Below are 26,264 nucleotides of genomic sequence, written 5' to 3'. Positions count from 1 at the left end.
GGGGCTGGGAGTTGTGTAAAAGAGACAGGGTTTGTTGTGCGGCTTTTTTTTTGCGGAGCAGAAAAACCGGGCCTGATCTAAGGGGCACCCGTGGGGGGGGGGAGTTTGCCCCCGGGGGGTTGCGCGGCGGCCCCATTATTCTGGGAGCGCTTCGCACTCCAGCGGGAGCAAGCTCCCTCGCCACAAGGTTGATGTATGTCACCCGGTCGGTCTGGGCCTTCTGCATAATGGCTCAAGTGTTTATCATGGCCGGCTGTTACGTCTGGTTTCCCATTGACGGAAATTTGCTGGCCAGGCGCTTATTTCCAGGAGTTGCTGCATGACCTTTTCTTTGGCCGCCAAACTGTCGGTGTTGCTGCTGTTCATCGGCAGCACGCTGTATGTGCACCTGCGTGGCAAGGCCCGTTTGCCGATGTTGCGTCAGTTCGTCAACCATTCGGCGCTGTTCGCCCCATATAACGCCCTGATGTACCTGTTTTCCGCGGTGCCGTCCAAGCCCTACCTGGACCGCAGCAAGTTCCCGGAACTGGATGTGCTCAAGGACAACTGGGAAGTGATCCGCGAAGAGGCCATGCACCTGTTCGACGAGGGCTACATCCGCGCCGCCGAAAAGAACAACGACGCCGGTTTCGGTTCGTTCTTCAAGAAGGGCTGGAAGCGTTTCTACCTCAAGTGGTACGACAAGCCGCTGCCATCGGCCGAGGCGCTGTGCCCCAAGACCGTGGCGTTGGTGAGCAGCATCCCTAACGTCAAGGGCGCGATGTTTGCGCTGTTGCCGGGCGGCAGTCACCTCAACCCGCACCGCGACCCGTTTGCCGGTTCCCTGCGTTATCACCTGGGGCTGTCCACGCCGAACTCCGACGACTGCCGTATCTTCGTCGACGGCCAGGTCTACGCCTGGCGCGACGGTGAAGACGTGATGTTCGATGAAACCTACGTGCACTGGGTGAAAAACGAAACCGAACAGACCCGTGTGATCCTGTTCTGCGACATCGAGCGGCCACTGAGCAACCGCGTGATGACCCGCATCAACCGCTGGGTCAGCAAGCAACTGGGCCGCGCAACCGCACCGCAGAACCTCGATGACGAGCGCGTGGGCGGCATCAACCAGGCGTACGCCTGGAGCAAGACCTTCAGCGACAAGTTCAGCGGCCAGGTCAAACAGTGGAAGCGCAAGCATCCCAAAGCCTACCGCATTGCGCGGCCGGTGCTGGCGGTGGTGGTGCTGGTGCTGCTCTGGAAGTGGCTGTTCGGCTAAACCGCACACCATAAAAAGGCGCTGTATCGAAAGATACAGCGCCTTTTTCATGCCTGGAATGTGATCAAGACTGTGGGAGCTGGCTTGCCTGCGATGGCGGAGTATCAGCTATAAAAATGTTGGCTGACCCACCGCTTTCGCAGGCAAGCCAGCTTCCACCTTTGATCTGCGTTGCTCTTAAGAGGCGATCAACTGGCGCAGCACGTAGTGCAGAATCCCACCGGCCTTGAAGTACTCCACTTCATTCAAGGTATCAATCCGGCACAGCACCTCAACCTTCTCGCTGCTGCCATCCTCCCGCGTGATCACCAGCGTCAGGTTCATCCGCGGCTCGATCTCGGCATCGGTCAGCCCGTGGATGTCGATCTTCTCCTTGCCAGTGAGCTTGAGTGTCTTGCGGTTCTGATCCAGCTTGAACTGCAACGGCAACACGCCCATGCCTACCAGGTTGGAGCGGTGGATACGCTCGAAGCTTTCGGCGATCACTGCCTTGACCCCCAGCAGGTTGGTGCCCTTGGCTGCCCAGTCGCGGCTGGAGCCGGTGCCGTATTCCTGGCCGGCGATCACCACCAGCGGTGTGCCCGAGGCCTGGTACTGCATGGCGGCATCGTAGATCGCCATTTTCTCGCCCGTAGGGATATACAGCGTGTTACCGCCTTCTTCGCCGCCGAGCATTTCATTGCGGATACGGATATTGGCGAAGGTGCCGCGCATCATCACTTCATGGTTACCCCGGCGTGAGCCGTAGGAGTTGAAGTCACGCGGCTCCACGCCCTGTTCGCGCAGGTAGCGTCCGGCCGGGCTGTCGGCCTTGATATTGCCGGCTGGAGAGATGTGGTCGGTGGTTACCGAATCCCCCAGCAGGGCCAGAACGTTGGCGCCCTTGACGTCCTCGATCACCGGCAGCGGGCCAGCAATGTCGTCGAAGAACGGCGGGTGCTGGATGTAGGTGGAATCCTGCTGCCATACGTAGGTGGCTGCCTGCGGTACTTCAATGGCTTGCCATTGCTCGTCGCCGGCAAACACTTCGGCATATTCCTTGTGGAACATGCTGGTGCTGACTTGGGCCACCGCTTCGGCGATTTCCTGGCTGCTGGGCCAGATGTCCTTGAGGTACACCGGATTACCCTGCTGGTCATTGCCCAGCGGCTCGCTGCTGATGTCGATGCGCACGGTGCCGGCCAGTGCGTAGGCGACGACCAGGGGCGGCGAGGCCAGCCAATTGGTTTTCACCAGTGGGTGCACACGGCCTTCGAAGTTACGGTTGCCGGACAGCACCGAGGCCACGGTGAGGTCGGCCTTCTGGATGGCTTTTTCGATCGGCTCGGGCAGGGGCCCGGAGTTGCCGATACAGGTGGTGCAGCCGTAGCCCACCAGGTCGAAGCCAAGCTTGTCCAGGTACTGGGTGAGGCCCGCAGCCTTGTAGTAGTCGGTGACCACTTTGGAGCCTGGCGCCAGGGAGCTTTTCACCCAGGGCTTGCGGGTCAGGCCTTTTTCCACGGCTTTTTTCGCCACCAGCCCGGCCGCCATCATCACGCTGGGGTTGGAGGTGTTGGTGCAGGAGGTAATCGCGGCGATCACCACCGCGCCGTTTTTCAGGCGATAGGTGTTGCCTTCGTATTCATAATCCGCCTCGCCGACCAGATCGGCATTGCCCACGGCAACGCCGCCTCCGCCCTCGCTTTCCAGGCGGCCTTCTTCTTTGCTGGTGGGCTTGAATTGCAGGTCGAGAAAATCGCTGAACGCTTGGCCTACGTTCGGCAGGGCGACGCGGTCCTGGGGGCGTTTAGGCCCGGCAAGGCTGGCCTCGACAGTGCCCATGTCCAAGGCCAGGGTATCGGTGAACACCGGCTCCTGGCCGGCGTTGCGCCACAGGCCCTGGGCCTTGGTATAGGCTTCCACCAGCTTGACCGTCTCAGCCGGGCGGCCGGACAGGCGCAGGTAGTCCAGGGTCACTTCATCCACCGAGAAAAAACCACAGGTCGCGCCGTATTCCGGGGCCATGTTGGCGATCGTGGCACGGTCGGCCAGGGGCAAATCGGCCAGCCCGTCGCCGTAGAACTCGACGAACTTGCCCACCACGCCTTTTTTGCGCAGCATTTGCGTGACGGTCAGCACCAGGTCGGTGGCGGTGATGCCTTCCTTGAGCTTGCCGGTGAGCTTGAAGCCGATCACTTCCGGGATCAGCATCGACACCGGCTGGCCGAGCATCGCCGCCTCGGCTTCGATCCCGCCCACGCCCCAGCCGAGTACGCCGAGGCCGTTGATCATGGTGGTGTGGGAGTCGGTGCCTACCAGGGTGTCGGGGAAGGCGTAGGTGCGGCCGTCTTCCTCTTTGGTCCACACGGTGCGGCCCAGGTATTCGAGGTTGACCTGGTGGCAGATGCCGGTACCCGGCGGTACCACGCTGAAGTTGTCGAAAGCGCTCTGGCCCCAGCGCAGGAAGGCGTAGCGTTCGCCGTTGCGCTGCATCTCGATATCGACGTTCTGCTCAAAGGCGCTGGTGCTGCCGAACTTGTCGACCATCACCGAGTGGTCGATCACCAGGTCCACCGGTGACAGCGGGTTGATGCGCTGTGGGTCGCCCCCGGCCTTGGCCACGGCAGCGCGCATGGCGGCCAGGTCGACCACGGCGGGTACCCCGGTAAAGTCTTGCATCAGCACGCGAGCGGGGCGGTACTGGATCTCGCGGTCGGACTGGCGTTCTTCGAGCCAGGCGGCGATGGCCTTGAGGTCGGTGCCGGTGACGGTCTTGGCGTCTTCCCAGCGCAGCAGGTTTTCCAGCAGCACCTTGAGGGACATCGGCAGCTTGTCCAGGTCACCCAGGCTCTTGGCGGCTTCGGGCAGGCTGAAGTAGTGGTAGGTTTTGCTGTCTATTTGCAGTGTCTTAAGGGTTCTCAGGCTATCAAGGGATGACATTACATGACTCCTTATGGTCCGCACGGCTACGGACCTGACGGGACGAACAGAGCTATCACGTTAGCGCTGTTTTCATTAGCAGGCTAATAACTGGACTCTATCGCTGAGTCCAAGGTTCCGAACTCGGCTATCATGCGCGCGTTTTCATGACAGGTATTGCGATAGCGCAACGCCGGTTGATTCACCAGGAGATTCAATGAACACCCTTTTTATGCACTGCCGCCCGGGTTTTGAAGGCGAAGTCTGTTCCGAGATCGCGGAGCACGCTGCGCGCCTGAACGTTTCCGGCTACGCCAAGGCCAAGACCGGCAGCGCCTGCGCCGAATTTGTCTGCACCGAAGAAGACGGCGCCCAGCGCCTGATGCACGGCCAGCGCTTTGCCGAGCTGATCTTCCCCAGGCAGTGGGCGCGCGGGGTGTTTATCGACCTGCCGGAAACCGACCGCATCAGCGTGATCCTCGCCCACCTGCGCGAGTTTCCGCTGTGCGGCAGCTTGTGGCTGGAGATGGTCGACACCAATGACGGCAAGGAACTGTCGAACTTCTGCAAGAAATTCGAAGTGCACCTGCGCAAAGCCCTGCTCAACGCCGGCAAGCTGGTGGACGACCCGAGCAAGCCGCGCCTGCTGCTGACCTTCAAGAGCGGCCGCGAAGTGTTCATGGGCCTGGCCGAGTCGAACAACTCGGCGATGTGGCCCATGGGCATCCCGCGCCTCAAGTTCCCGCGTGACGCGCCCAGCCGCTCGACCCTCAAGCTGGAAGAGGCCTGGCACCACTTCATCCCCCGTGACCAGTGGGACGAACGCCTGCACGGCGACATGACCGGCGTCGACCTCGGCGCAGCACCGGGCGGCTGGACCTGGCAACTGGTCAACCGTGGCATGCTGGTGACCGCCATCGACAACGGCCCCATGGCCGAAAGCCTGATGGACACCGGCCTGGTGCAACACCTGATGGCCGACGGCTTCACCTTCGTGCCCAAGCAGCCGGTGGACTGGATGGTCTGCGATATCGTCGAGAAACCTGCGCGCAACGCGGCACTCTTGGAAACCTGGATTGGCGAAGGGCATTGCCGCGAGGCGGTGGTGAACCTGAAGTTGCCGATGAAGCAGCGTTACGCCGAGGTGAAGCGCCTGCTGGAGCGCATCGAAGAGGGCTTCAAGGCGCGCGGCATTCGTGTGGAGATCGGCTGCAAGCAGCTCTACCACGACCGCGAAGAGGTGACCTGTCACCTGCGCCGCCTGGTAGACGTAAAGAAATCCAAAGGCCGCTGATATTAAATGTGGGAGCTGGCTTGCCTGCGAAAGCGGTATTACAGTCGAAGTTTATGTTGAATGTGCCCCCGTCATCGCGGGCAAGCCCGCTCCCACATTGTTGAGCGGTGCCAGTTTTAGGAGTGAAGTATGAGTCTTGAACTGCCGGTTGATGGCACCCTCGACGCCACCGGCCTCAACTGCCCGGAACCCGTGATGATGCTGCACCAGCACATCCGCGACCTGCCGGCGGGCGGCCTGCTCAAGGTGATCGCGACCGACCCGTCGACCCGTCGCGATATCCCCAAGTTCTGCGTGTTTCTCGACCATGAACTGGTGGATCAGCAGGAAGATGCTGGCACCTACCTGTACTGGATCCGCAAGAAAGCCGATTAAGCCTGCGCCTTTTCGGCCCGAATGCGTCGGCGTGCACTGCGCGCCAGGCGCACCACCAACATCCCCGCCGCACAGCTCAAGCCCACGATCAGCCCTTGCCATAAACCGCTCGGGCCGCTGGGCTCGCCGAGCCAGTTTGTCAGGCCCAGGGCGTAACCTACCGGCAGGCCCACGCCCCAATAGGCGAACAAGGTCAGCACCATGGTCACCCGGGTGTCCTGGTAGCCGCGCAATGCGCCGGCGGCGGTGACCTGGATCGAGTCAGAGAACTGGAACAGCGCCGAGAACACGATCAACATCGACGCCAGGTGGATCACCACCGGGTCGGGGGTGTAGATCGCTGCAATCTGCTCGCGAAACAACAGCATCAAGCTGCAGGAAAAGCAGGCATACGCCAGTGCGGTGCCCATGCCGACGCCGGCGGCGAAGCGTGCTTCCCGAGGTTCGCCGCGCCCCAGCGCCTGGCCGACGCGCACGGTGACGGCCATGCTCAGGGAATAGGGGATCATGAACACCAGGGAGCTGACGTTCAGCGCTATCTGGTGACCGGAGACCACCGTGGCGCCCAGGCTGCCGATCAACAAGGCGATCACCGCAAAAATACTCGATTCGGCAAAGATCGCCACGCCTATCGGCAGGCCAATGCCCAACACGCGCTTGATCACCGCCCACTGCGGCCAGTCGAAGCGCTTGAACAACTCACTGCTTTGATAGGCCGCGCCCCAGCGCGTCCAGATGGCCAGGCCGATCATCATCACCCACATTGCAATCGCGGTAGCCCAGCCACAACCCACGCCGCCCATGGCCGGTACGCCCAGGTGGCCGTAGATGAAGATGTAGTTCAGCGGAATATTCAGCGCCAACCCGCACAAGCCCATGACCATGCTCGGCCGTGTGCGGCCCAGGCCGTCACTGAAACAGCGAAACACGTAGTACAACGCCACCGCCGGCATACCGGCGGCGATGCCATGCAGGTAGCCCATGGACGGCTCGATCAAGTCGGGTTCGACCTTCATCGCATGCAGGATCGGCTCGGCGCATAGCAACAACAGCGCCCCTGCGATGCCAACCACGACGGCCAGCCACAATGACTGACGCACCAAGGGCCCGATCTCGCTGAACTGGCCCGCACCGTAGCGCTGGGCGACTTTCGGCGTGGTGGCAAGCAGAGTGCCGGTCATCAACAGGTACACCGGGATCCAGATCGAATTACCCAGGCCCACCGCCGCCAGGTCCTGCGGGCTCACGCGCCCGGCCATCACCGCGTCGACGAAGCTCATCGCGGTGGTGGCCAGTTGGCCGATCATGATCGGCAAGGCCAGCGTCAGCAGGCCGCGCACTTCCCGGCTGATGCGGGCGGGGCGGGAGAGGGGAGCGGTGGCAGTGTTCACGTACAGGTGTCCAATAAAAAGGCAGTCGCAAGGACGGCGGATTCTACGCGTTGACGCAGTGGTCAGGAAAAAACCTGTGTTAGGGATTTGTAAGCGATGCGCCCAGGCCAGCGCTGACCCCTGTGGGAGCTGGCTTGCCTGCGATGCGGGCACCTCGGTCCATCAGGCAAACCGGGTCGATGCAATCGCAGGCAAGCCAGCTCCCACACAGGATCTTCTGTACACTGCCAATCCGCCAAAGGAGCCTGCCATGCTGATTGTTGCCGACGAAAATATCCCGCTGCTCGATGCATTCTTCGAAGGGTTTGGCGAGATTCGCCGCGTGCCCGGCCGTTCCATCGACCGCGCCACCGTCGAGCAGGCCGATGTACTGCTGGTGCGCTCGGTGACCAACGTCAACCGTGCCTTGCTTGAGGGCAGTAACGTGCGCTTTGTCGGCACCTGCACCATCGGCACCGACCACCTGGACCTCGACTACTTCAAGCAAGCGGGTATCCAGTGGTCCAGCGCGCCCGGCTGCAATGCGCGTGGGGTGGTGGACTACGTGCTTGGCAGCTTGCAGACCCTGGCTGAAATCGAAGGCGCTGACCTCAAGCAGCGTACCTACGGCATCGTCGGCGCGGGTGAAGTCGGCGGGCGCTTGGTCAAGGTGCTCCAGGGCCTGGGTTGGAATGTGTTGGTGTGCGATCCGCCGCGCCAGATTACCGAGGGCAGTGATTACGTCAGCCTGCAGCAGATCATCGAGCAATGTGACGTGATCAGCTTGCATACGCCGCTGATCAAGTCCGGCAACGGTTCGACCTGGCACCTGTTTGATCGCCAGCGCCTGGCACAGCTCAAGCCGGGCACCTGGCTGATCAACGCCAGCCGGGGTGCGGTGGTGGATAACGCCGCGCTGCGCGAGGTGTTGCTGGCGCGCGAAGACCTGCAAGCGGTGCTGGACGTGTGGGAAGGCGAGCCCGAGGTGGACGTCGACCTGGCTGACCTGTGCGTGCTGGCCACGCCGCATATTGCCGGCTACAGCCTCGATGGCAAGCAGCGCGGCACCGCGCAGATTTACCAGGCGCTGTGCGCGCACCTGGGCCAGGAACCGAGTATTCACTTAAGTGATTTGCTACCGGCCCCCTGGCTGGCCGAGATGCACCTGCATCCTGAGACTGACCCGGCCTGGGCGCTGGCGACCTTGTGTCGCAGTGTGTACGACCCACGCCGTGACGACGCGGATTTCCGCCGCAGCCTGGTGGGCACCGTGCAGGAACAGCGCCAAGCCTTCGACCTGCTGCGCAAGCACTATCCGGAGCGTCGCGAGATCGATGGCTTGAAGGTGCGCATCAAGGGGGAGTCGGCGGTGCTGTCACAGATCGTGACTGCTCTGGGTGCCGAACACCTATAACTGTAGGAGCGAGCTTGCTCGCGAAAAACGTCAACGATAGCGCAGCGTTTCTGATTTAACGCGGCGCCCTCAGGTTTTTCGCGAGCAAGCTCGCTCCTACAGGGGGCACAAAAAACCCGGCCACTTGGGCCGGGTTTGAAAGAGCGTGGGCGCTTCAGCCTTGCTGGGCAGGCTTGACCAGTCGCTGTTCCAGCTCGCTGCAGGCTTGCTGGATCATTTCTTCGGTAATCTGCACTTCCCGGCCCTTGGCATCGATATACGAGCAAGGCAGCTGCTGCGGCTGGCGGATCACTTCAATCTTGGCGTCGCTGCTATTTTGCAAGGTCATGGCCTGTCTCCTCATCAGGTTGTGTACCTACTTTAATTCCCCCACATGAACGCGCTGTTACAACTCCTTACACGCTCGTCGGTTCGAACACCCAGTCCACCAGAAACCGGTACATATTTCCAGATGAGTCTTAGACCGATAGCCTCTAGCGGCCTGCATCGGTGGGCATAATTAACCTGACTCATTGTTATTTGTGCAAGTTCCCCCAATGTTGATGTATAGACTCTCCATTGGTGATCCTTCCATGTTCTCAATCCGTCAACGCCGTGCGATTCGCCTGGCCAGCCGCTTTATCGCGCCCTACCGCTGGCAGGCGCTTGGCGCACTGTTGGCGCTGATCGTCACCGCTGGCATCACCTTGTCCATGGGGCAGGGCATACGCCTGTTGGTGGACCAGGGCTTCATGACCCAGTCGCCGCATCTGCTCAACCAGTCTATAGGCCTGTTCATGCTGCTGGTGCTCGGCCTTGCCGTGGGCACCTTCACGCGGTTTTACCTAGTGTCGTGGATTGGCGAGCGGGTGGTGGCCGATATTCGTCGGCAGGTGTTCAACCACCTGATCTACCTGCACCCCGGCTTCTACGAGAACAACCGCAGCTCGGAAATCCAGTCGCGGCTGACCACCGACACCACCTTACTGCAATCGGTGATCGGCTCATCACTGTCGCTGTTTTTGCGCAACGCCCTGATGGTGATCGGCGGCATCGTGTTGCTGTTTATCACTAACCCCAAGCTCACCAGCATCGTGGTGGTGGCGTTGCCGCTGGTGCTGGCGCCGATTCTGATCTTCGGGCGCCGTGTGCGCAGCCTGTCGCGTTTGAGCCAGGACCGTATCGCGGACGTCGGCAGCTATGTCGCCGAGACGCTGGGCCAGATCAAGACCGTGCAGGCCTATAACCATCAGGTGCAGGACGAACAACGCTTTGCCGTCACCGTCGAGGACGCCTTTGTCACGGCACGTAAACGCATCTTGCAGCGTTCCTGGCTGATCACCCTGGTGATCATGCTGGTGCTCGGCGCGGTAGGCGTGATGCTGTGGGTGGGCGGCATGGACGTGATCAGCGGACGCATTTCCGGCGGTGAGCTGGCGGCGTTCGTGTTCTATAGCCTGATTGTCGGCAGCGCCGTCGGCACCCTTAGCGAAGTGCTTGGCGAGTTGCAGCGTGCCGCCGGGGCAGCCGAGCGTATCGGTGAGCTGTTGCAGTCAGGCAACGAGATCCAGGCGCCGGCCACTGGCGGCGTACGTTTGCCGGAACGGGTCAGTGGCCGCATGGAGCTGCAGGACCTACGCTTTTCCTATCCTTCGCGACCGGACAGCTACGCCATCGACGGCTTGAACCTGACCATCAACCCGGGCGAAACCCTGGCGTTGGTAGGGCCGTCCGGTGCGGGCAAGTCGACGATTTTCGATCTGCTGCTGCGCTTCTACGACCCCCAGCAAGGCCGAATCCTGCTCGAAGGCCAGCCGCTGACCGAGCTAGACCCCCTGGACCTGCGGCGCCACTTCGCTCTGGTGTCCCAGAGCCCGGCGTTGTTCTTCGGCAGCGTCGAGGACAACATCCGCTACGGCAACCCGTCCGCCACCACCGCCCAGGTGGAAGCCGCCGCGCGTATTGCCCACGCCCACGACTTCATCCTGCAAATGCCCGACGGCTACCAAACCCACCTCGGCGAAAGTGGCCAAGGCCTCTCCGGCGGTCAGCGCCAACGCCTGGCCATCGCGCGCGCCTTGCTGGTCGACGCGCCGATCCTGCTGCTGGACGAAGCCACCAGCGCCCTCGACGCCCAGAGTGAACACCTTATCCAGCAAGCGCTGCCGCAGCTGATGCAGGGGCGCACCACGCTGGTGATCGCCCACCGTTTGGCCACGGTGAAGAATGCCGACCGCATTGCGGTGATGGACCAGGGCAAGCTGGTGGCGGTGGGCACGCATCAGCAGTTGATTGCGAGCAATCCGCTGTATGCGCGGTTGGCGGCGTTGCAGTTCAGTGATGGAGATGAACAGGTGAATCAGCGCCCATAAAAAATGCCCGCATCTTTCGATGCGGGCAATGAAACCTCTGTAGGAGCGAGCTTGCTCGCGAAAAACTCACAGGCGCCGAGTTTATCCAGGAAGCACGCGTTAGCGTTGACGTTCTTCGCGAGCAAGCTCGCTCCTACAAACTATTACTGGTCGTCGAAGTACCGCTCATGCCAATCCACCAACGGCTGTGGTGAGTTGAGCTTCTGCCCGTAGATCACCGAATAAGACAGCACGTTCTGCACATACTGGCGGGTTTCGTCGAAGGGGATGCTTTCCACCCATACGTCGAAACTCAGGTGGTCTGCGCCGCGCAGCCATTGGCGCACGCGGCCTGGGCCGGCGTTGTAGGCAGCGGAGGCGAGCACGCGGTTGCCGTTGAACTGGCTGTGCACCTGGCTCAGGTAAGCAGCGCCGAGCTGGATGTTTTTATCCGGGTCCAGCACCTGGGCCGGGGAGGCCAGGGGGATGCTGAACTTGCGTGCGGTTTCCTTGGCGGTGCCGGGCATCAGTTGCATCAGGCCGCTGGCGCCGACGCCGGAGCGGGCATCGTCCATGAACGCGCTTTCCTGGCGGGTGATGGCAAAGATCCAGCTGGAGTGCAGGCCGCGTACCTTGGCTTCGCGCACCAGGGTGTCGCGGTGGGCCATCGGGAAGCGGATGTCCAGGTCGTCCCAGTACTGCGCCTGGCTGATGGTGCGGATGGCCGGAAAGTACCACTTCATGTCGTAGGCCAACTTGGCCTGGGCGACCATCTCGTCACGGTTGAAATGACGGCTGACGTGGTACCACTCACGGCGACCGTCGACGATCTGGCCACGGGCGTAGAATTCCAGGGCACGCCGCACCCCAGGAGTATTGCGCACCTTGTTGACCAGCGCCTGGCTCATCACCAGCGGCTTGTTGTTCAACTGGTAAGGAGATTTGGAGCGGTCAGCGGCGAGGAAACCGTAGAAGTCCCGCTCCTTGGCCACGTTTTTGTACAGGACCAAGGCTTGCGGGTTCTTTGGCTCGGCCAGCTCCAGGCTGCGTGCCTGCCAGTAGCGCCAACGGTTGGTGGTGGCCAGGTCCTGTGGGAGTTTGCGGGTCAACTGGTAGGCGTCTTCCCAACGCGCAAGGCGCAACAGCAGGCGCAGGCGCCACTCTGAAACCGTATTGTCGCGCAACTCGGGGTCGTACTTGGTCATGACCTCCAGCGCACGCGGGTCGAAGCGCTTGGCCAGGGTCAAGCCGATCTCGCGGGCAATCGACACCTTTTCGTCACGGGAGAAGTGCATGCTGCTGGCGTAGCCATCGAGCAGCGACATGGCTTTGTCCGGATCCTGGCGCGCCAGGCGACGCAGGCCCAGGCCCACGGCGTCAGACATGGCCTCGGTGGCCGGCTGGAAGCGTGACGGGTCGCTGAGCATGTCTGGCTTCTGTGCCACATCCACCATCAGGCGGCCCTGGGCGCCAAGGGTCGGCAGGGTTTTCACCAGGCTGTTGGCCAGCGCGTAATTACGCGCTTCGGCGGCGAGCTTGGCGCGGTCCCAGATCTTCTGCTCGGTGAGTTGGCCGGCAGCGGCCCATTGGCCAAACGTGACGTCACAGGCGGCTGGCTGGGATTTGCCGGTCATCCACAGTTTTTCGGCGGTCTTGTAGCCTTCGGCCTTCAGGTTGTGGCTGAGCTGGTATTGGCCATGCAGGCAGTCCAGCTCGACGAAATTGAGCTTGGTGTCGTAGTACTTTTCAAAAGTCTGCCAATCGCCGCGTTCGGCCAGCCAGCGCAGCCAACGCAGTTTCATCCAGTTGGCCTGGGGCAGGTCGCCGTGTTTGGCGAGGAATTGTTCGATTTCCTCGTTACTTGCGGTTTTCAGGCGCGCGGTCAGTTCGTCATAGGCCAGATAGGGCGTGAGCGGGTAGTCGGCCAGGGCCTGGCTGTATTGCATGTAAGGGCCGGTGTCGCCCTTGGCCAGGGCGCGTTTGGCTTGATCGTAATACTGGCGTTGAGTGGTGAGATCCACCGCCTGGGCGGATTGAACGGCAGTGGCGGAAAGGAGCAGACAAGACAAAAAGTTGAAAAGGCGACTGCGCATGAGACGTCCGTGCAGAGAAATCACGACTAGCACCGGCACCGCCGACACTGATTGCCCCTAGCTTAGCCTTTTGCCAGCGGCCCGCGAAAGCTTTGCCGGCTGGTTCGTTCAAGTTCGCCGGAAATGTCCTACAGAACGTGTCTATACAGAAAATCCCGACCGCATCCCACCTTCAACTCAGGTAGAATGCGCGCCCAGTTTTTGGAGAAGCGTATGACCCTGCTCAAATTCAGCGATGTGTCCCTTGCTTTCGGCGCCATGCCGTTGTTGGACAAGGTGTCCTGGCAGATCGCCCGTGGTGAGCGGGTGTGCATCATCGGCCGCAACGGCACCGGCAAGTCCAGCATGATGAAGCTGGTAAAAGGCGACCAGAAGCCCGATGACGGCTCTGTCTGGCGTGCCCCGGGCCTCAAGATCGGCGAATTGCCGCAAGAATTGCCGGTGGCCGACGGACGGACAGTGTTCGACGTGGTAGCCGAAGGCCTGGACGGCGTAGGCGAGTTGCTCGCGCAATACCATCACCTGGCACAGAACTGCGTCACCGAAGAAGACCTGGACAAACTGATGCACGTCCAGCAAGACCTCGAAGCCCGTGATGGCTGGCGCTTGCAGCAACTGGTGGACAGCACCCTGAGCCGCCTGCAACTGCCGGCCGACAAGACCCTCGCCGAATTGTCCGGCGGCTGGCGTCGTCGCGTGCTGCTGGCCCAGGCCTTGGTGTCCGAGCCGGACCTGCTGCTGCTCGACGAACCGACCAACCACCTGGACATCGGCGCCATCGCCTGGCTTGAAGAAGCCATCAAGGACTTCCAGGGCGCCGTGCTGTTTATCACGCACGACCGTGCATTCCTGCAGAGCCTGGCCACGCGCATCCTCGAGCTGGACCGTGGCGGCCTGATCGACTGGAACGGCGACTACGCCAGCTTCCTGGTGCACAAGGAAGCCGCCCTGGCGGCTGAAGAAACCGCCAACGCGCTGTTCGACAAGAAGCTGGCCCAGGAAGAAGTCTGGATCCGCCAGGGCATCAAGGCCCGTCGCACCCGTAACGAAGGCCGCGTGCGTGCCTTGAAAGCCTTGCGCGTCGAGCGCAGTGAGCGCCGCGAGCGTACCGGCAAGGCCAATATCCAGCTCGATACTGCCGACAAGTCGGGCAAGCAAGTGATGGTGCTGGAGAACGTCAGCTTCCATCACCCGGACGGCCCGTTCCTGATCAAGGACTTCTCCATGGTCCTGCAGCGTGGCGATCGTATCGGCCTGCTGGGCGCCAACGGTACCGGCAAGACCACCTTGCTCAAGCTGATGCTCAGCGGTCTGCAACCGACCAGCGGCAAGGTAGAAGAGGGCACTCGCATCGACGTGGCCTACTTTGACCAGTTGCGCCACCAGTTGGACCTGGAAAAGACCGTGATCGACAACGTCGCCGAAGGTCGCGACTTTATCGACATCGACGGCCAGAGCCGCCACGTACTCAGCTACCTGGGCGACTTCCTGTTCAGCCCGCAACGTGCGCGCACGCCGGTCAAGGCTCTGTCTGGTGGTGAGCGCGCGCGCCTGCTGCTGGCCAAGCTGTTCAGCAAGCCGGCCAACCTGCTGGTGCTCGACGAACCGACCAACGACCTCGACGTGGAAACCCTGGAACTGTTGGAAGAGGTCTTGCTGACCTTCAACGGCACCGTGCTGATGGTCAGCCACGACCGGGAATTCCTCGACAACGTGGTCACCAGCACCCTGGTTTTCGAAGGCGAAGGCAAGGTGCGCGAATACGTGGGCGGTTATCAGGACTGGCTGCGTCAGGGCGGCTCGCCGCGCCTGCTGGGCGTGACCGAGAGCAAGTCGGGCAAGGCCGACCTGAACACGGCGGTGGTGGCTCCGGTCGCTGCCGAAACGCCTGCACCGGCTGCTGAAGGTGCGCCTGCCAAGAAAAAGCTCAGCTACAAGTTGCAGCGTGAACTGGAAGCCTTGCCAGGCGATATCGATGCCAAGGAACAGCAGATCGCTGCGGTCGAAGCGGAAATGGCTGACGCCGGCTTCTACTTGCGCCCTGCGGCAGAAACCGCCAAGGTCATCGCCTCTCTGGAGACGCTGAACCAGGAGCTGGAAGCGTTGGTTGAGCGTTGGGCCGAGCTGGATGGCTGACTGATCGACCCGCAATAAAAAAGCCCGGCGCTCTTCTATGAGCGCCGGGCTTTTTAATATGAAATGCGATTCAACTGTGGGAGCTGGCTTGCCTGCGATAGCAGTCTGTCAGTTGATGCATCGGGTGGCTGATACACCGCTATCGCAGGCAAGCCAGCTCCCACATTAGACCTTCATCGGTCTTACGAACTCTTTACCAGTTTGACGGCCAGTACATCGCACGGTGCGCCGTGCAATACATCATTGGCGGTCGAGCCCAGCAGCAGTGCCAAACCGTGTCGCCCATGACTACCCACTACGATCAGGTCACAACCCTGTTCTTTGGCCAAGTGGTGGATTTCCTGGCGCGGTTGGCCGTAGGTAAGATGGGAATTTTCCTTGCTGACCTTGGGATACTTGAGAATCAAGCGGTCAAGGCGCTCCTTGGCCTGGTCGAACTGTTGCTGCTGCAGTTGGGAAAGGTCCATTGGCACGTCACCACCAAAGGCCATAGCCATGGGCTCGACGATGTGTACCAACGACAGTTTGGCGCCATTGGCAATCGCGGATTCCTGTGCGCGCTTGATCACTGGATCGCACTCTTCGGTCAGGTCGACAGCGACCAGAATATGTTCGTAGGGCATGAGGCGTTCCTCCAGGGGGCTGCAATAAGTTCAGTATGGCTGCTTTCAAGCGGATGGGGTTGCCGCAGATCAAATCCGCTCATCTAGAAATTCGGGAGTACACATATGACGGTCTGGATAGTGGTGTCAATCCTTGCGGTGGTTTTAAGCCCCCTGGTATGGCTGCGCCCTTCGCGCCAGCAGAGTGGGCGCATGGCCCTGCGCATGGAGGCCCGCCGCATCGGGCTGGCCATGCAGTTGGCGCCCCAGGAGTGGCCGCACTGGCTCAAACAGGAGCCGCCGAGCCCCTGTGCGCAGTACTGCCGACCGCGGCGCGGCAACACGCCCGCAACCTGGAGCTACTGGCAGCTGGAGCCGGGGTTGTGGGTCAATCAGTGGCGTGAACCCTGTGTGGATGAGAAGTTGTTGCCGCATTTTGCAACGCTGCCGGCAAACGTCTACAAGGTCGAGGCCGACAAACAAATGATTGCCCTGTATTGGGGCGAAAAGGGCGAAGCAAGTGTGCTGAAAGACATCGATGCGCTGCTCAAGGCCCTGGCCTGACCCACACGTTGTAGGAGCGAGCTTGCTCGCGAAAATCGCCAACGATAACGCGGATAATCAGGCTATACGCGGCGCTCTCCAGGTTTTCGCGAGCAAGCTCGCTCCTACAGAAAAGCCCGGCCAATAAAAAGCCCGACATCATCATCGGGCTGGAGCTGGCCAGGCAGGCCGGTAAATCTGTAGGTTGCCGCTAGCCTAGCCGTGTATTGCGTTCTGTACAGCTTTTTCCCACACCTTTTCTATTATTGATCCTGTGAATATTTGAATATTGGCGGGTGGCCAGCCTGTGGGCCGGGTTCTGAAATGACCGGAAAGTCGCGTTTTTCCTAGCCTTTGGAGCGATTGACAATTGCTCGGAATTGGATGAAGGTGGCGTACCCAAATCAAACGGGCGTATGAATTGAGCGTTTGCCTGTCAGACGACTCATACAAAACCCGACTATCGCACTGGCGGGTGTGCCTGGCGGATTGGCGTGAGCATTGATTCAACTGTCAATGTCAAACCAGAGGCCAGCGTCCAGTGTGTACTGTTCAGCTTCCATATCGTGGAGATCAGTTGATGATTTACGAAGGTAAAGCCATCACGGTTAAGGCTCTTGAAAGTGGCATCGTCGAACTCAAATTCGACCTCAAGGGTGAGTCCGTCAACAAGTTCAACCGTCTAACCCTGAACGAACTGCGTCAGGCCGTAGACACCATCAAAGCAGATGCTTCGGTCAAGGGCGTGATCGTCTCCAGCGGCAAGGACGTGTTTATCGTCGGCGCTGACATCACCGAATTCGTCGACAACTTCAAGCTGCCCGATGCCGAGCTGGTGGCTGGCAACCTCGAAGCCAACAAGATCTTCAGCGATTTCGAAGACCTCAACGTGCCGACCGTTGCTGCCATCAATGGCATCGCGTTGGGCGGCGGCCTGGAAATGTGCCTGGCGGCAGACTTCCGCGTCATGTCTGCGACGGCCAAGATCGGCCTGCCGGAAGTCAAGCTGGGCATCTACCCAGGCTTTGGCGGTACCGTGCGCCTGCCGCGCCTGATCGGTGCCGACAACGCGATCGAATGGATCGCCGCCGGCAAGGAAAACAAAGCTGAAGATGCACTGAAAGTCGGTGCTGTCGACGCTGTGGTTGCCCCGGACAAATTGGCCGAAGCCGCGCTGAACCTGATCAAGGGCGCCATCAGCGGCGAATTTGACTACAAGGCCAAGCGTCAGCCGAAGCTGGAAAAACTCAAGCTCAACGCCATCGAACAGATGATGTCGTTCGAAACCGCCAAAGGTTTCGTGGCCGGCCAGGCCGGTCCGAACTACCCGGCGCCGGTGGAAGCGATCAAGACCATCCAGAAGGCCGCGAACTTCGGTCGCGACAAAGCCCTGGAAGTGGAAGCGGCAGGCTTCGTCAAACTGGCGAAAACCTCGGCGGCCCAGAGCCTGATCGGCCTGTTCCTGAACGATCAGGAACTGAAGAAAAAGGCCAAGGCCTACGACGAAATCGCCAAGGACGTGAAACAGGCCGCCGTACTCGGCGCCGGTATCATGGGCGGCGGTATCGCCTATCAGTCGGCGTCCAAAGGCACGCCGATCCTGATGAAAGACATCAACGAACACGGTATCGAGCAGGGCCTGGCCGAAGCCGCCAAGCTGCTGGTGGGCCGCGTTGATAAAGGTCGCATGACCGCTGCAAAAATGGCTGAAGTGCTCAACGGCATTCGTCCTACGCTGTCCTACGGCGATTTCGGCCACGTCGACCTGGTGGTCGAAGCGGTTGTCGAGAACCCGAAGGTCAAGCAAGCCGTACTGGCTGAAGTGGAAGCCCAGGTCAAAGATGACACCATCCTGGCCTCCAACACCTCGACCATTTCCATCTCGCTGCTGGCCAAGGCCCTCAAGCGTCCGGAAAACTTCGTCGGCATGCACTTCTTCAACCCGGTGCACATGATGCCGCTGGTGGAAGTGATCCGTGGCGAGAAGTCCAGCGAGCTGGCCGTTGCCACCACCGTTGCCTACGCCAAGAAAATGGGCAAGAACCCGATCGTCGTCAACGATTGCCCGGGCTTTTTGGTCAACCGCGTGCTGTTCCCGTACTTTGGCGGTTTCGCCAAGCTGGTCAGCGCCGGTGTGGATTTTGTGCGCATCGACAAGGTCATGGAAAAATTTGGCTGGCCCATGGGCCCGGCGTACCTGATGGACGTGGTCGGCATCGACACCGGCCACCACGGTCGCGACGTCATGGCTGAAGGCTTCCCGGACCGCATGAAAGACGACCGTCGTTCGGCTGTCGATGCACTCTACGAAGCCAAGCGCCTGGGCCAGAAGAACGGCAAGGGCTTCTACGCCTACGAGACCGACAAGAAGGGCAAGCAGAAGAAAGTGGCCGACCCGTCGGTGCACGAAGTACTCGCTCCGGTCATCTACGAACAGCGTGAGGTGTCCGACGAGGACATCATCAACTGGATGATGATCGCCCTGTGCCTGGAAACCGTGCGTTGCCTGGAAGACGGCATCGTCGAAACCGCCGCCGAAGCCGATATGGGCCTGGTGTACGGCATTGGTTTCCCTCCATTCCGTGGTGGTGCGCTGCGTTACATCGACTCCATCGGTGTGGCCCAGTTCGTTGCCCTGGCTGATCAGTACGCTGATCTGGGCCCGCTGTACCACCCGACCGCGAAGCTGCGTGAAATGGCCAAGAATGGCCAGAGCTTCTTCGGTTAAGTGCCCAGACGACTAGAGCGAGAATATTTATGAGCTTGAATCCAAGAGACGTCGTGATCGTCGACTTCGGTCGTACGCCGATGGGCCGCTCCAAGGGCGGCATGCACCGCAACACCCGCGCCGAAGACATGTCGGCGCACCTGATCAGCAAAGTGCTGGAGCGCAACACCAAGGTCGACCCGAACGAAGTCGAGGACGTGATCTGGGGCTGCGTCAACCAGACCCTGGAGCAGGGCTGGAACATCGCGCGCATGGCGTCGTTGATGACCCAGATCCCGCATACCGCGGCCGGCCAGACCGTCAGCCGTCTGTGTGGTTCGTCGATGAGCGCGCTGCACACCGCTGCGCAAGCGATCATGACCGGCAACGGCGATGTATTCGTGGTCGGCGGCGTGGAGCACATGGGCCACGTCAGCATGATGCACGGCGTCGATCCTAACCCGCACATGTCCCTCTACGCGGCGAAAGCCTCGGGCATGATGGGCCTTACCGCGGAAATGCTCGGCAAAATGCACGGCATCACCCGTGAAGCCCAGGACGCCTTCGGCCTGCGCTCCCACCAGCTCGCCCACAAGGCGACTGTGGAAGGCAAGTTCAAGGATGAAATCATCCCGATGAACGGCTACGACGAGAATGGCTTCCTGAAACTGTTCGACTACGACGAAACCATTCGTCCGGACACTACCCTGGAAAGCCTGGCGGCCCTCAAGCCAGCCTTCAATCCAAAGGGCGGCACCGTGACAGCCGGTACTTCCTCGCAAATCACCGATGGTGCTTCGTGCATGATCGTGATGTCGGCACAGCGTGCCCAGGACCTGGGTATCCAGCCGCTGGCGGTGATTCGTTCGATGGCAGTGGCGGGTGTGGATCCGGCGATCATGGGCTATGGTCCAGTACCGGCCACACAAAAAGCCTTGAAGCGCGCAGGCCTTTCCATCTCCGATATCGACTTCTTCGAGCTCAACGAAGCTTTCGCCGCACAGGCCCTGCCAGTGCTGAAAGATTTGAAAGTACTCGACAAGATGAACGAGAAGGTTAACCTGCACGGCGGTGCGATTGCCCTGGGCCACCCATTCGGTTGCTCCGGTGCGCGTATCTCTGGCACTTTGCTTAACGTGATGAAGCAAAATGGCGGCAACCTTGGGGTTGCAACCATGTGCATTGGTCTCGGCCAAGGCATCTCTACCGTCTTCGAACGCGTCTAAACGTTCGGTTGACGGAAGCCGGGGCCCAGTGCCCCGGTTTTTGTTTTTTGGAACTTTTAAATATTTTTTTTCAACAAATTTTGCATGAGGGCCAGAGCATGAAAGTCGAACCAGGGCTCTACCAGCATTACAAGGGGCCGCAGTACCGTGTTTTCAGCGTGGCGCGCCACTCTGAAACCGAAGAAGAAGTGGTGTTTTACCAAGCGCTGTATGGCGAATACGGCTTTTGGGTGCGCCCTTTGAGCATGTTCCTGGAGACCGTCGAAGTTGACGGCGAGCAGGTCCCGCGCTTTGCTTTGGTCACGGCCGAACCCAGTCTTTTTACAGGGCAATAACGGCAGGTCGCGCAGAATGCTGCGCTTGACCTCATCCGGTTGCCACTATATATAGCGTTGCCGCGTCAGGCGCCAACTGCCTTTCACTTCTCGAATTCAGGAATTTTCCGATCCATGGGCAAATCGCTGGTCATTGTGGAATCCCCGGCTAAGGCCAAGACCATCAACAAGTACTTGGGCAACGAGTACGTGGTGAAGTCGAGTATCGGCCATATCCGAGACCTGCCCACCAGCGGTTCGGCTAGCGCCAGCAAGGAGCCTGCCGCCAAGCGCGGCAAGGCCGCCGCGGGCGAAGGTCCGGTACTCACGCCTAAAGAAAAAGCGCGCAAGCAACTGGTTTCGCGCATGGGTGTGGACCCGGACCATGGCTGGAAGGCCAAGTACGAAATCCTTCCGGGCAAGGAAAAGGTCATCGAAGAGCTGCGCCGGCTCGCCAAAGATGCTGACACCATCTATCTCGCGACGGACTTGGACCGCGAAGGGGAAGCCATTGCCTGGCACCTGCGCGAAGCCATCGGCGGTGATGACAGCCGCTACAAGCGCGTGGTGTTCAACGAAATCACCAAGAAAGCCATTCAGGAAGCCTTCTCCAAGCCGGGCGAGCTGGACATCGACCGTGTCAACGCCCAGCAGGCCCGTCGCTTCCTCGACCGCGTCGTCGGCTACATGGTCTCGCCACTGCTGTGGGCGAAGATCGCTCGTGGTCTGTCCGCCGGCCGTGTGCAATCGGTTGCGGTGAAGCTGGTGGTGGAACGTGAGCGCGAGATCCGTGCGTTCATTCCTGAAGAATACTGGGAAGTCCACGCCGACCTCGGCACTGCCAAGGGCGCCAATGTGCGCTTTGAAGTGGCCCGTGAGAAAGGCGAGGCCTTCAAACCGCTGAACGAAGCCCAGGCCATGGCCGCGCTGGAGAAGCTCAAGGCTTCCAGCTACAGCATCGTCAAGCGTGAAGACAAACCGACCAGCAGCAAGCCGTCGGCGCCGTTCATCACCTCCACCCTGCAACAGGCCGCGAGCAACCGCCTGGGCTTCGGGGTGAAGAAGACCATGATGATGGCCCAGCGTCTGTATGAGGCTGGCTACATCACCTATATGCGTACGGACTCCACCAACCTCTCGCAAGACGCGGTGGCGATGGCGCGTACCTATATTGAAAGCGAATTCGGCAAGACCTACCTGCCGGAGAAGCCGAACGTCTACAGCAGCAAGGAAGGCGCACAAGAGGCTCACGAAGCGATTCGTCCTTCTGACGCCAACACCACGCCTGCCAAGCTGAGCGGCATGGAGCGCGACGCTGAGCGCCTCTACGAGCTGATCTGGCGCCAGTTCCTGGCTTGCCAGATGCTGCCGGCACAATACCTGTCTACTACCGTCAGCGTGGGCGCGGGCGATTTCGAGTTGCGTGCCAAGGGCCGTATCCTCAAGTTCGACGGCTACACCCGTGTGATGCCGCAGATCGCCAAGCCTGGCGATGATGATGTGCTGCCGGACATGGCCCAGGGCGACACGCTGAAGCTGATCAAGCTCGACCCGTCCCAGCACTTCACCAAGCCACCGGCGCGTTATTCCGAAGCCAGCCTGGTGAAAGAGATGGAGAAGCGCGGTATCGGTCGTCCGTCGACCTACGCGGCGATCATCTCCACCATCCAGGACCGTGGCTACGTTGCGCTGCACAACCGTCGTTTCTATTCGGAAAAGATGGGTGACATCGTCACCGAGCGTCTGTCGGAGAGCTTCTCCAACCTGATGGACTACGGCTTCACCGCCGGCATGGAAGAGAACCTCGATGACGTGGCCCAGGGCGAACGCGACTGGAAAAACGTGCTGGACGAGTTCTACGGCGACTTCAAGAAAAAGCTCGAAGTGGCTGAGAACCCCGAGAACGGGATGCGCGCCAACCAGCCGGTGATGACGGATATTCCGTGCACTACCTGCGGTCGACCGATGCAGATTCGTACCGCCTCCACCGGCGTGTTCCTCGGTTGCTCGGGCTACAGCCTGCCGCCCAAAGAGCGCTGCAAGGCGACCGTCAACCTGGTGCCGGGCGATGAAATCGCGGCTGACGACGAGGGTGAGTCCGAGTCGCTGGTGCTGCGTGGCAAGCATCGCTGCCCGATCTGCAGCACGGCGATGGACGCCTACCTGCTGGACGAGAAGCACAAGCTGCACATCTGTGGTAACAACCCGGATTGCAACGGCTACGAGATCGAAGAGGGCACCTATCGCATCAAGGGCTATGAAGGCCCGAGCCTGGAATGCGACAAGTGCGGCAGCGAGATGCAGCTCAAGACCGGCCGTTTCGGCAAGTTCTTCGGCTGCACCAACCCGACCTGCAAGAACACCCGCAAACTGCTCAAAAGCGGTGATGCGGCGCCGCCGAAGATGGACCCGGTGAAGATGCCCGAGCTCAAGTGCGAGAAGGTCAACGACACCTACATCCTGCGTGACGGCGCTTCGGGACTGTTCCTGGCTGCGAGCCAGTTCCCGAAAAACCGCGAGACCCGTGCGCCACTGGTGATGGAGATCGTGCCGCACAAGGACGAGATCGATCCGAAGTACCACTTCCTGTGTGAAGCGCCGAAGAAGGACCCGGATGGTCGTCCAGCCGTGATCCGCTACAGCCGCAAGACCAAGGAGCAGTACGTGCAGACCGAAGTGGACGGCAAGCCTACTGGCTGGAAAGCGTTCTACGACGGCGGCAAGTGGAAGGTCGAGGACAAGCGCCAGGGCGCTTGATCCGCTAGTCTGTTAACGCCAAAAGCCGTCTGTATAGACGGCTTTTGCTTACTGTAGGATTGAGCTTGTTGTGGCGAGCAAGCTTGCTTGCGCTGGGGTGCGAAGCGCCCCCAATAGCTGGCGACTGCTACGCAGTCGAGCGGGAGCAAGCTCCCTCGCCACAGCAAGCTCGCTCCTGCGCAGTCAGCATCACGCCTATTCGTTGTGGAGATTGCCGTCATGGCCAACGAACTCTATACCCGTACCAATCAGAAAATTTACTTCGCGGGTTTATCCCTGGAGGCCCTTGGCCGTGCCGAGGAAGGGAAAGAGATGAACGCCATCGCGCTGGTACAGGCGGGGCGCGAAGCGGCGTTGTTCCACCTGTACGGTGCCTTGCTGGGGCTGTGCCATGAAATCGCCGGGTTCTACCGCCTACCCCAGGCCGGTGCGCCGCGTGCAGAAATGATCATGAATCGTGAAGTGCTGGACGCCATGGCGATCCCCGAGTTGGCCGAACTGGTGGAAATGGCCCAGAGCCCCGACAGTTGGGTGGCGCGGCTGCTCAAAGCCCATGCGGATATGTTTCAGCCGCCGCGTATTCCCCATGTGCCCAAGGGGGATGTCACCCAGCCGCTGATCGTCGCCGTGGCCTTGGAACAGGATGAGCCCAAGCCTTTGAGCCGCGAAGAGTTGGAAGGCTGGCGCCAGGAGTTGAAGAAGATGGCGCTGCGCTTTCGTGAAGGGCTCAACGAGTGCTGAAGGAGTAAATGAGGGGGGGCTGGCTGCGCAGCGACGCTGAACCTGTGGCGATGGAGCGTGCTCCCGCGACGGCCGGACGGCCGACGCTTATCTACCTGACGCCCTAGGATCCAAATGTGAGAGCTGGCTTGCCTGCGACGGCGGCCTGCCAGCCGACACCTATCTACCTGATTCCTTGCGATCAAACTGTGGGAGCTGGCTTGCCTGCGATGGCGGCCTGACAGGCGACCCTGTTATACCCAGTACATATCCATTCCTGCGGTAACGGCCACTTAGGGTTCCGCCAACGGCGGGTCACTTTCGAAAAGCGCGAAAGTAACCAAAGCGCTCTTGCCCCACCACTCGGCACCTCGCCTAGGCTCGGTGTGCCCGAACACAGCCTTGAATCCGTGGGCCGCCGCCACGCGCCATCCATGGCGCGGGGCGGCTAACCCGGCGTCCTGCCGGGTTACCCACGAATTCAAGCCTGCGTTCGGCCAGCGTGGTTTAACGGGGCGCCTAAAGCCAGATCAAGATCACAAGCAGATCAAGATCAAGAGCGGCTCGCTTCGCATCGTGGTTACCGTTGGCTGCTACAGCTTGCAAAGTTCTGTGATGCCCATGCTGAGATAGAGGCGAGTCAGAAAAGCCCTGAGATAACTGACCCACCGCCATCGCAGGCAAGCCAGCTCCCACATTGATTAGCGTTTTGCCAGGGCACCATTCATCAAGCCGTCAACAAACCTGTCCATATCTCCTGCGAGGCTGGGTGGATGACTGATATAATCCCAGGCCTTTCGTGGAGAACAGACTTTTATGCCAACGTCCTTTCTGGAAATTGTTGAACTGCCTGACGGCCGAATCGAACTGCGCCGGGCGGAGGACGAGGGTTCTCTGGTTATTCTGGATTTCTCCGAAGACGCCAAAGTCTTCCTGCAAGGCCAGCACGTCGAAGTGGCTAAAGCCATGTTGAGCGTGGGTGTGCAGATGGCAGGTCGCCTTGCCGAAGGCGAGCCGGAGAAAGAAGAAGGGCCGCGCGTTCTTCACTGAGTCCTTCGTGAAGGCTGCTTCTGTGGCGCGCCCATCATTACCCCAATCGAATATTCAAACTCTGTGCATCACCCGTGCGCGCAGCGCTGATCAGTTGCTGCTTGGCGCTGGCATTCAGCGGGCTCAACCAGCTCACCACCGTATGGCTACGGCCCAGGCGCAAGGCTTCGCAAGTTAGTTGCTGGGTGCTTTGTGCGCCGCGTGGTTGCAGCAACAGGATACGCTCGCGGTTGAGTCCGGCGTCCCGCAGCCAGGCCTGGGTGAGGCTGGCGGGCGGGGCGATCAATGTCAGCCAGCGGGCGTCCTGATCTTCGCTCAATTCGCGCAGGATAGGTGCCAGCAGGTTCAGGCAGCTCTCAGCCGCACCGCGCAACGACAATTCACTGAACGCCTCAGGTTCGCCGCCCCAGGGGGCTTCGACCGTTTCCTTGAGGATTGGCGCAAGGGGCTGGGCCATGAAGGCCTCGAACAGCGACAGTTGTGTGTGTTGTGGGGTGTGCACGAGCTGCATGATGCCTCCTTTAACGGCGAATGACGCCGACACTCAAGCCTTCGATCACCAGGTCCTGGTCTTTCAGGTTGACTTCGATGGGGGCAAACTCAGGGTTTTCGGCCAGGAGCCAGACCTTGCTGCCTTCGCGCTTGAAGCGTTTGACCGTGACCTCGTCGCCGATACGGGCAACGACGATCTGGCCATTGCGGGCTTCGCGGGTGGTATGCACGGCCAGCAGGTCACCGTCGAAGATGCCCACGTCCTTCATGCTCATGCCGTGCACACGCAACAGGTAGTCGGCACGCGGATGGAAGAAGGTCGGGTTGATGTTGCAGGATTCCTCGACGTGCTGCTGCGCCAGGATCGGCGCACCTGCGGCGACGCGACCGATGATCGGCAATGTCGACTCGTCTGCCTTGGCTTCGAAGCCAGGGATGCGAATACCCCGCGAAGCACCGGGGGTCATCTCGATCGCACCTTTGCGAGCGAGTGCCTTGAGGTGTTCCTCGGCGGCGTTCGGGGACTTGAACCCCAATTCCAGGGCAATCTCCGCACGGGTAGGCGGGTAACCATTGTCATCAAGGCAGCGCTTGATAAAAGCCAGAATCTCAGCTTGGCGTGGCGTCAGTTTTAGCATGTTGATCGCTCTGTCTTTTTATACAGTGACTGGGATTATATACAGTG

Annotated in this window: 20 protein-coding genes; 13 read left to right on the top strand and 7 right to left on the bottom strand. The window is 60.6% G+C overall.

The annotated features are described in order from the left end of the window. Nucleotides 1-319: 319 nt before the first annotated feature. Nucleotides 320-1,258: an aspartyl/asparaginyl beta-hydroxylase domain-containing protein gene (locus tag GIV26_RS14515; protein ID WP_005786126.1), complete on the top strand. Its 939-nt coding sequence runs from the start codon at nucleotides 320-322 to the stop codon at nucleotides 1,256-1,258. A 177-nt stretch (nucleotides 1,259-1,435) separates the two neighbouring features. Here GIV26_RS14515 and acnA read toward each other — a convergent pair whose 3' ends face one another. Then, entirely contained in the window at nucleotides 1,436-4,177 is a 2,742-nt protein-coding gene (acnA, locus tag GIV26_RS14510) for an aconitate hydratase AcnA (RefSeq protein ID WP_236281214.1), read from the bottom strand. A gap of 196 nt (nucleotides 4,178-4,373) precedes the next feature. Between acnA and rlmM the strand changes: the two genes are divergently transcribed. Both rlmM and tusA read left to right on the top strand, forming a co-directional pair. Next, nucleotides 4,374-5,450 (top strand): 23S rRNA (cytidine(2498)-2'-O)-methyltransferase RlmM, encoded by a 1,077-nt coding sequence (rlmM, locus tag GIV26_RS14505; protein WP_054919968.1) that lies wholly within the window; start codon nucleotides 4,374-4,376, stop codon nucleotides 5,448-5,450. 129 nt (nucleotides 5,451-5,579) lie between these two features. Beyond that, nucleotides 5,580-5,825, top strand: a complete 246-nt coding sequence (gene tusA / locus GIV26_RS14500) for a sulfurtransferase TusA (protein WP_014717501.1) — start codon at nucleotides 5,580-5,582, stop codon at nucleotides 5,823-5,825. On the opposite strand, the gene GIV26_RS14495 is transcribed toward tusA, so the two are convergent. Continuing rightward, a complete protein-coding gene (locus tag GIV26_RS14495; RefSeq protein ID WP_054898797.1) occupies nucleotides 5,822-7,216 on the bottom strand; it encodes an MATE family efflux transporter in 1,395 nt (464 codons plus the stop codon). The two genes, tusA and GIV26_RS14495, sit on opposite strands and share 4 nt — an antisense overlap. Before the next feature lie 250 nt (nucleotides 7,217-7,466). On the opposite strand from GIV26_RS14495, the gene pdxB reads away from it, so the two are divergent. Then, nucleotides 7,467-8,609, top strand: a complete 1,143-nt coding sequence (gene pdxB / locus GIV26_RS14490; protein ID WP_054898796.1) for a 4-phosphoerythronate dehydrogenase PdxB — start codon at nucleotides 7,467-7,469, stop codon at nucleotides 8,607-8,609. Between the two features lie 154 nt (nucleotides 8,610-8,763). Here pdxB and GIV26_RS14485 read toward each other — a convergent pair whose 3' ends face one another. Beyond that, on the bottom strand, nucleotides 8,764-8,937 hold the full coding sequence (locus GIV26_RS14485) for a PA1571 family protein (protein ID WP_014717504.1): 174 nt from the start codon (nucleotides 8,935-8,937) through the stop codon (nucleotides 8,764-8,766). A 214-nt stretch (nucleotides 8,938-9,151) separates the two neighbouring features. Here GIV26_RS14485 and GIV26_RS14480 point away from each other — a divergent pair, with 214 nt between their 5' ends. Next, the gene (locus GIV26_RS14480) at nucleotides 9,152-10,960 is read left to right on the top strand and encodes an ABC transporter ATP-binding protein/permease (protein WP_236281220.1); all 1,809 of its coding nucleotides are present in this window, start codon (nucleotides 9,152-9,154) and stop codon (nucleotides 10,958-10,960) included. Between the two features lie 143 nt (nucleotides 10,961-11,103). Here the strand turns inward: GIV26_RS14480 and GIV26_RS14475 are convergent, their stop codons facing one another. Beyond that, on the bottom strand, nucleotides 11,104-13,032 hold the full coding sequence (locus GIV26_RS14475) for a transglycosylase SLT domain-containing protein (protein WP_034126641.1): 1,929 nt from the start codon (nucleotides 13,030-13,032) through the stop codon (nucleotides 11,104-11,106). A gap of 213 nt (nucleotides 13,033-13,245) precedes the next feature. Here GIV26_RS14475 and GIV26_RS14470 point away from each other — a divergent pair, with 213 nt between their 5' ends. Further along, nucleotides 13,246-15,168 (top strand): ATP-binding cassette domain-containing protein, encoded by a 1,923-nt coding sequence (locus GIV26_RS14470; RefSeq protein WP_054898794.1) that lies wholly within the window; start codon nucleotides 13,246-13,248, stop codon nucleotides 15,166-15,168. 182 nt (nucleotides 15,169-15,350) lie between these two features. Here GIV26_RS14470 and GIV26_RS14465 read toward each other — a convergent pair whose 3' ends face one another. Further along, entirely contained in the window at nucleotides 15,351-15,791 is a 441-nt protein-coding gene (locus GIV26_RS14465; RefSeq protein ID WP_034126643.1) for a universal stress protein, read from the bottom strand. Nucleotides 15,792-15,896: 105 nt separating this feature from the next. On the opposite strand from GIV26_RS14465, the gene GIV26_RS14460 reads away from it, so the two are divergent. The 7 genes from GIV26_RS14460 (at nucleotide 15,897) to GIV26_RS14430 (ending at nucleotide 25,087) form a co-directional block, all read left to right on the top strand. Then, a complete protein-coding gene (locus tag GIV26_RS14460) occupies nucleotides 15,897-16,334 on the top strand; it encodes a hypothetical protein (protein ID WP_054898793.1) in 438 nt (145 codons plus the stop codon). Nucleotides 16,335-16,893: 559 nt separating this feature from the next. Next, a complete protein-coding gene (gene fadB, locus GIV26_RS14455) occupies nucleotides 16,894-19,041 on the top strand; it encodes a fatty acid oxidation complex subunit alpha FadB (RefSeq protein WP_003189649.1) in 2,148 nt (715 codons plus the stop codon). A 29-nt stretch (nucleotides 19,042-19,070) separates the two neighbouring features. Continuing rightward, a complete protein-coding gene (fadA, locus tag GIV26_RS14450) occupies nucleotides 19,071-20,246 on the top strand; it encodes an acetyl-CoA C-acyltransferase FadA (protein ID WP_003189650.1) in 1,176 nt (391 codons plus the stop codon). A 98-nt stretch (nucleotides 20,247-20,344) separates the two neighbouring features. Continuing rightward, a complete protein-coding gene (locus GIV26_RS14445; RefSeq protein WP_003189651.1) occupies nucleotides 20,345-20,581 on the top strand; it encodes a DUF1653 domain-containing protein in 237 nt (78 codons plus the stop codon). 114 nt (nucleotides 20,582-20,695) lie between these two features. Continuing rightward, nucleotides 20,696-23,317, top strand: a complete 2,622-nt coding sequence (topA, locus tag GIV26_RS14440; protein ID WP_003189652.1) for a type I DNA topoisomerase — start codon at nucleotides 20,696-20,698, stop codon at nucleotides 23,315-23,317. A gap of 219 nt (nucleotides 23,318-23,536) precedes the next feature. Next, complete coding sequence (locus tag GIV26_RS14435) at nucleotides 23,537-24,058, top strand: DUF6586 family protein (RefSeq protein ID WP_054898792.1); 522 nt, start codon at nucleotides 23,537-23,539, stop codon at nucleotides 24,056-24,058. Between the two features lie 795 nt (nucleotides 24,059-24,853). Then, on the top strand, nucleotides 24,854-25,087 hold the full coding sequence (locus GIV26_RS14430; RefSeq protein WP_003189656.1) for a hypothetical protein: 234 nt from the start codon (nucleotides 24,854-24,856) through the stop codon (nucleotides 25,085-25,087). A gap of 37 nt (nucleotides 25,088-25,124) precedes the next feature. On the opposite strand, the gene sulA is transcribed toward GIV26_RS14430, so the two are convergent. Both sulA and lexA read right to left on the bottom strand, forming a co-directional pair. After that, nucleotides 25,125-25,598, bottom strand: a complete 474-nt coding sequence (sulA, locus tag GIV26_RS14425; protein WP_236281212.1) for an SOS-induced cell division inhibitor SulA — start codon at nucleotides 25,596-25,598, stop codon at nucleotides 25,125-25,127. 10 nt (nucleotides 25,599-25,608) lie between these two features. Continuing rightward, entirely contained in the window at nucleotides 25,609-26,217 is a 609-nt protein-coding gene (gene lexA, locus GIV26_RS14420) for a transcriptional repressor LexA (RefSeq protein WP_003172575.1), read from the bottom strand. Nucleotides 26,218-26,264: the final 47 nt, after the last annotated feature.

It is taken from the genome of Pseudomonas sp. PA-1-3F (genome assembly GCF_021609665.1).
Lineage (GTDB): Bacteria > Pseudomonadota > Gammaproteobacteria > Pseudomonadales > Pseudomonadaceae > Aquipseudomonas > Aquipseudomonas paracarnis.
This window is presented reverse-complemented; position numbering and strand designations above follow the sequence as displayed.

Excerpts from the sequence above, each read along its gene's own strand:
- GIV26_RS14515 (WP_005786126.1), top strand. The coding sequence starts at position 320 with ATGACCTTTTCTTTGGCCGCCAAACTGTCGGTGTTGCTGCTGTTCATC.
- acnA (WP_236281214.1), bottom strand. The coding sequence starts at position 4,177 with ATGTCATCCCTTGATAGCCTGAGAACCCTTAAGACACTGCAAATAGAC.
- rlmM (WP_054919968.1), top strand. The coding sequence starts at position 4,374 with ATGAACACCCTTTTTATGCACTGCCGCCCGGGTTTTGAAGGCGAAGTC.
- tusA (WP_014717501.1), top strand. The coding sequence starts at position 5,580 with ATGAGTCTTGAACTGCCGGTTGATGGCACCCTCGACGCCACCGGCCTC.
- pdxB (WP_054898796.1), top strand. The coding sequence starts at position 7,467 with ATGCTGATTGTTGCCGACGAAAATATCCCGCTGCTCGATGCATTCTTC.
- GIV26_RS14485 (WP_014717504.1), bottom strand. The coding sequence starts at position 8,937 with ATGACCTTGCAAAATAGCAGCGACGCCAAGATTGAAGTGATCCGCCAG.
- GIV26_RS14480 (WP_236281220.1), top strand. The coding sequence starts at position 9,152 with ATGTATAGACTCTCCATTGGTGATCCTTCCATGTTCTCAATCCGTCAA.
- GIV26_RS14475 (WP_034126641.1), bottom strand. The coding sequence starts at position 13,032 with ATGCGCAGTCGCCTTTTCAACTTTTTGTCTTGTCTGCTCCTTTCCGCC.
- GIV26_RS14470 (WP_054898794.1), top strand. The coding sequence starts at position 13,246 with ATGACCCTGCTCAAATTCAGCGATGTGTCCCTTGCTTTCGGCGCCATG.
- GIV26_RS14465 (WP_034126643.1), bottom strand. The coding sequence starts at position 15,791 with ATGCCCTACGAACATATTCTGGTCGCTGTCGACCTGACCGAAGAGTGC.
- GIV26_RS14460 (WP_054898793.1), top strand. The coding sequence starts at position 15,897 with ATGACGGTCTGGATAGTGGTGTCAATCCTTGCGGTGGTTTTAAGCCCC.
- fadB (WP_003189649.1), top strand. The coding sequence starts at position 16,894 with ATGATTTACGAAGGTAAAGCCATCACGGTTAAGGCTCTTGAAAGTGGC.
- fadA (WP_003189650.1), top strand. The coding sequence starts at position 19,071 with ATGAGCTTGAATCCAAGAGACGTCGTGATCGTCGACTTCGGTCGTACG.
- GIV26_RS14445 (WP_003189651.1), top strand. The coding sequence starts at position 20,345 with ATGAAAGTCGAACCAGGGCTCTACCAGCATTACAAGGGGCCGCAGTAC.
- topA (WP_003189652.1), top strand. The coding sequence starts at position 20,696 with ATGGGCAAATCGCTGGTCATTGTGGAATCCCCGGCTAAGGCCAAGACC.
- GIV26_RS14435 (WP_054898792.1), top strand. The coding sequence starts at position 23,537 with ATGGCCAACGAACTCTATACCCGTACCAATCAGAAAATTTACTTCGCG.
- GIV26_RS14430 (WP_003189656.1), top strand. The coding sequence starts at position 24,854 with ATGCCAACGTCCTTTCTGGAAATTGTTGAACTGCCTGACGGCCGAATC.
- sulA (WP_236281212.1), bottom strand. The coding sequence starts at position 25,598 with ATGCAGCTCGTGCACACCCCACAACACACACAACTGTCGCTGTTCGAG.
- lexA (WP_003172575.1), bottom strand. The coding sequence starts at position 26,217 with ATGCTAAAACTGACGCCACGCCAAGCTGAGATTCTGGCTTTTATCAAG.